The organism is Streptomyces sp. rh34, assembly GCF_002551245.1.
GTDB lineage: Bacteria > Actinomycetota > Actinomycetes > Streptomycetales > Streptomycetaceae > Streptomyces.
Genome location: NZ_NTGZ01000398.1, coordinates 1 through 4,406 on the forward strand (window position 1 = coordinate 1; position 4,406 = coordinate 4,406).

2 protein-coding genes and 1 pseudogene are annotated in these 4,406 nt (G+C 74.4%); 1 reads left to right on the forward strand and 2 read right to left on the reverse strand.

What is annotated here, in order from left to right; translation table 11 throughout:
* A pseudogene (locus tag CR470_RS36015) lies at positions 1-1,576 on the forward strand (hypothetical protein); the annotation flags it as partial.
* On the opposite strand, the gene CR470_RS36020 reads toward CR470_RS36015, so the two are convergent.
* Both CR470_RS36020 and CR470_RS36025 read right to left on the reverse strand, forming a co-directional pair.
* A complete protein-coding gene (locus CR470_RS36020) occupies positions 1,543-3,972 on the reverse strand; it encodes a right-handed parallel beta-helix repeat-containing protein (protein ID WP_097871798.1) in 2,430 nt (809 codons plus the stop codon). The pseudogene CR470_RS36015 and the gene CR470_RS36020 overlap by 34 nt on opposite strands.
* A gap of 166 nt (positions 3,973-4,138) precedes the next feature.
* The coding region (locus tag CR470_RS36025) for an Rv1733c family protein (protein WP_441350789.1) at positions 4,139-4,406 on the reverse strand (268 nt) is incomplete at its 5' end.

The following is a 4,406-nucleotide window of genomic DNA, read 5'->3' on the forward strand; positions in this document are numbered from 1 at the left end:
CGACCGGAGCACCGACGGCCCGGTGCCCCGGTTCCTCGGCGCCGCAGCCGAGGGCGGCATCGCCCTGTGCGCGATCGTCGTCGTCTGGGTCGTCTGCCGCCGGGGCCGCAGCGAACGGACCCGCGACACCCGCCTGGACGCCGCCCTCACCACCTGGCTGCCCGGCTCCGCGCTCGCCCTGCTCGCCCTCGCCGTCGTGTACGCCTCCTGGTCGCGCCCGGACTGGCGGTCCTCGGGCAGCCTCCCCGGCGAGACCGCCTTCCGCCTGCTCGCCCTCGGCCAGGGGGTCCTCGTCGTCGCCCTCGCCCTGGTCGCCCGGGGTCTCTACCGCCGCACCCCCGAACCGCGCACCATCCTGTACGGACTCGGCGGCCCCACGGTCGCGATGCTCGCCTGCGCCCTCGGCGGCGTGATGACCGGCGGGGTGGCCCAGCGCGTCGCCGACTGGCTCGACGGGCCCGGGAGCCCGGGCATGGGCCACCGCACCGACATCGCCGGGCCGCCGGTCCTGCTCAGCTGGCAGGCCTCCGTCATCCCCGTCCTCCTGCTGCTCCTGCTCGTCCCGGTCCTGGTGCTGATCGTCCGCACCGTGCGCACCGCCCGCCGCCTGGGCCCGGTCATCGAGGCGGAGTACGCCCCCGAACCGCCCGACGAGGGCCGTACCCGCCGCATCGCCCGGATCCGCGCGACCGCCGCCCTCACCGACTCGGCGCCCTGGATCGTCGGCGTGGTCTCCGGGGCCACCCTGCTGCTCGGGGCGGGCGCGATCGCCGGCTCCTGGCGCAGCGACGAGGTGCCGGGCCGGGCCGCAGACGGGAGCTGGCCGCTCCTCGAATCGTTCGCCGAGGCCGCACAGTCGACCGGCTCCTGGCTGATCGGTTTCGGCTTCGTCCTGTTCGTCGCCGGCGGCCGCCGCGCCTACAAGGACGCCTCGGCCCGCCGCACCATCGGCATCCTCTGGGACGTGGGCACCTTCTGGCCGCGCGCCGCCCACCCCTTCGCGCCCCCGTGTTACGCCGAGCGCGCCGTCCCCGACCTGGCCTCGCGGATGTCCGCCTGGACGACCACCACGCCCCGGGGCCGACTCGTCATCTCGGGCCACTCGCAGGGCAGCGTGCTCGCCGCCTCCGCCGTCTGGCAACTGCCCGACGCGACCCGCCGCCGGGTCGCGCTGCTCACCTACGGCTCACCCCTGGAGCGGCTGTACGGGCGCTGGTTCCCGGCCTACTTCGGCCCCGAGCCGCTGCTCGGGCTGCACCGCTCGGTGCACTGCTGGCGCAATCTGTGGCGGGCCACCGACCCGATCGGCGGCCCCGTCCGCATCTGCGCCGAACCCGACCCGGGCGTCGACCGGGGTCCCTTGAAGGACCCGCTGGCCTACGGGCGGACCACGAAGCTCCCGCTGCCCGAACCGATCCTCGGCCACTCCGACTACCAGGCCGACCCGGTCTTCGCCGAGGAACGGGCCGCACTCCTGGACGAACTGGGGCCGCTGGTGCCCCGGCAGGCCGGGGCCGGCCGGCCGCGGCCGGAGGAAGGAACTCAGAAGGGCAGCTCGGGAAGGTCCTCCGGATAGAGCAGGGTCAGGTCGTCCGTGCTCGTCTCGGCGAGCTGGGCGACCCGGCCCGCGTGCCGCTCCACCATCGACTCGAAGGTCTGGCGGGCGGTGCGGCCGTTGCCGAAGGCGGGGCCCTTGGGGAGCGCCGTGAAGTACTTCAGGAGCGCCTCCCCGGCACCCTCCGCCAGGCTGTACTCGTGCTCCTCGGCCTGCTGCTCGACGATCCGCAGCAGCTCCTCGGGGAGATAGTCGCTGAAGGTGATGGTCCGGGAGAACCGCGAGGCCACCCCGGGGTTGACGGTGAGGAACCGCTCCATCTCGTGGGTGTAGCCCGCGACGATCACGACCACCGCGTCCCGGTGGTCCTCCATCAGCTTCACCAGCGTGTCGATGGCCTCCCGCCCGAAGTCCCGGCCGGAGTCCTCGGGGGAGAGGGCGTACGCCTCGTCGACGAACAGCACCCCGCCGCGCGCCCGGTCGAACGCCTCCTGCGTCCGGATCGCCGTCGAGCCGATGTGCTCCCCGACCAGGTCCACCCGGGACACCTCGACCAGATGACCGCGCTCCAGCACCCCGAGCGAGGCCAGGATCTCCCCGTACAGCCGGGCGACCGTGGTCTTGCCCGTACCGGGGGAGCCGGTGAAGACGAGGTGCCGGCGGACGGACGCGGCCTTGAGCCCGGCCTCCTGACGGCGGCGGCCCACCTCGATCATGTCGGTGAGCGCCCGGACCTCGCGCTTGACGCTGTCCAGGCCCACGAGCGCGTCCAGCTCACCGAGGACCGCGGAGGAGTCCCGGGCCGGCTTCGCCGGGGCGACCGGCTCCGGAGCGGGTTCGACCGCGCGCTGTCCGGGCAGCGCGCCCAGCAGACCGGGCGTCGACCGGGTTTCCGTCAGCACGGCGGGCGACGGGGCCGAAGCCGTACGCAGACCGCTCTCGTCGCTCGTGCAGTCCGTGGCCACCGGGCCGGCCGCGGCGCCGTTGTCGCCCTCGGGGAACTCGTATCCGCCCCGGGCGCACCGCTCGGTACGGCAGCGGGTGAGCGTGGTGCGGCAGCCGTCCATGATGTGGAAGCCGTAGCCCTCGCTTCCCGTCACCCGGCAGCTGTCGAAGGTGCCCCGGCCCTCGGCCGAGACGTAGAACCCCGCCTCGGCCGGAGAGGTGACCGTGCACCGCTCGATGGTGGGGTCCGCGCCCTTGGTGACGATGACCCCGGTCTGCGCCGCGTCGATGGTGCAGTTGTTCAGCGTGCCGCCGCTGCCGTGGTCACGGAACCAGGCGCCCGTGGACGCCTCCCGGATCCGGCAGTCGTCCAGCTGGGCGGTCGCCCCGTCGCTCACGGAGACGGCGGTGTTGCGGATCTGGGAGAGGTCGCTGTCCACGACGTCGGCGCGCGACCCCCGGTCGAGGACGAAGAGCGCGTCGGGCACGTCGTGCACCCGGCAGGCGTCCAGTATCACCGTCGCGCCGTCGCTGACCCAGACCGCCGGGTAGTCGCCCGTACTGTCGTGGATCTCGCACTGGTTGGCGTCGACCCGGGTCCCCGGATCCCAGACCGAGAGCCCGTTGCGGCCGAAGCGGCGGACCGTGGAGCGGGTCAGCGTGAGCACCGAACGCGACCGCAGGTCGACCGCGTTCTCCGGGATGTCGTGGATGTCGCAGTCGGCGAGCGTCAGCACCGCGTCGGTGTCCAGGGTGACGCCGTCCGCCGAGGTGCGGTGCACCGTGCAGTCGGTCAGCTGGGCCGAGGCGCGGGCGGTGATCTGGATCCCGCTGCCCTTGATCTCGTACACCTCGCAGCCGAACGCCTCCAGGCCGCTGCCCTCACCGGTGACGCCGATGCCCGCCCCGGACGCGTGGTGGATCCGGCAGCGGTCCAGGCGCGGATGCCCGCCGGCGCGGACCGAGACCCCGGACTGGCCCGAGGAGAGGATCTCGCACTCCTCGAACACGCCGCCCGCTCCGTCCAGCACGGCGATGCCGACTCCGGCCGGATTGTCGACCGTGCAGCGCCGCACGGTGGGCCGGGCCGCGCCGCGCACCTCGATGCCCGCGGCGGACCGCGTCACGATCCGCAGGTCCGTCAGCTCCGCCGTGCCGTCCTCGACGAGCAGCGCCGGGGCCGCCGAGTCCTGGCCCTCGACATGGAGGTCCTGGATGACCGCGGAGGCGCGCACGGTCAGCGGTACGCCGTCGACCGGCGCGATCCGCACGGAACCGGCCGAACCCTCGGGGCCGCGCAGCGTCACCGCGCGATGGACCACGAGATTCTCCCGGTAGGTCCCGGGCGCGACGGTGAGTACGTCGCCGTCGGCTGCCGCCTCCAGGGCCGCGGAGAGGGAGGCGTACTCGCCCGTGCGGCGGCGCCATCGCGATGTGCCGGTGTGCGTCACCTGGACCGTGCCCTGTGCCATGGAGTTGCTCTGCCCCCACCTCGTGCTGTGCGATGCCTCGGGTCCGTCCGTCGCCGGGGAGGCGGACGGGGTCGGACCACCGTAGCGCGCGTGGGGGGCAGGAGTTGACGATCGGCCCCGCCGAGCGAGGTCGGCGGCGGTCACCCCCGGCCGGGGACGACCGTGGTCAGCCGCCCGTTCCGGCCCTGCCCCAGTCCGGGCCCACAGCGGCCCACTCCCGGTCCAGCCGTGCGTACCGCCGCCGCGCCATGCGTCGCACGGTCAGCCGGCGGCCCGCCTCGACGCATGCGGCGGCGAGCAGGAACGTGCCGATGCCGCCCAGCACCGCGTGCGTCCGGGCGGTGCGCCCGTCCATCGGCGGCTCCACCGGGTAGCCCGCCGCGTCCGTCCAGATCCGCACCGGGGAGCCCGGGCTCTGTCTCTTATACACATCT